The organism is Streptococcus danieliae (assembly GCF_009767945.1).
Classification (GTDB): domain Bacteria; phylum Bacillota; class Bacilli; order Lactobacillales; family Streptococcaceae; genus Streptococcus; species Streptococcus danieliae.
This window is the reverse complement of record NZ_WSRS01000203.1, coordinates 1-480: the sequence shown is the minus strand read 5'-3', so window position 1 is coordinate 480 and position 480 is coordinate 1. Positions and strand designations below refer to the sequence as shown.

At 47.9% G+C, this 480-nt stretch carries 1 protein-coding gene; it reads left to right on the top strand.

Annotation, left to right across the window (positions count from 1 at the left end):
• The coding region (locus tag E5983_RS09455) for a Rib/alpha-like domain-containing protein (protein ID WP_269148550.1) at positions 1 to 480 on the top strand (480 nt) is incomplete at both ends.

Sequence of the window (480 nt, the reverse complement as noted above, 5' to 3'; positions counted from 1 at the left end):
GGCGATCTTCCAACAGGTACTACGGTAGCGTTTGAAAGTCCAGTAGACACAAGTACAGCAGGAGATAAACCAGCGACAGTTCTTGTGACCTACCCAGATGGTTCGCAAGATAAGGTTCCTGTGACAGTTAAGGTTGTAGAAAACCCAAGCCAGGCAGACAGCAATGAACCAAGTCCAGCTGATCAAACCGTTACCGTTGGTGAAACTCCATCAGCTGAGAAGTCCATCTCTAACCTAGGCGACCTTCCAACAGGTACTACGGTAGCGTTTGAAAGTCCAGTAGACACAAGTACAGCAGGAGATAAACCAGCGACCGTTCTTGTGACCTACCCAGATGGTTCACAAGATAAGGTTCCTGTGACGGTTAAGGTTGTAGAAAACCCAAGTCAGGCAGACAGTAACCAACCAAGTCCAGCTGATCAAACCGTTACCGTTGGTGAAACTCCATCAGCTGAGAAGTCCATCTCTAACCTAGGTGAT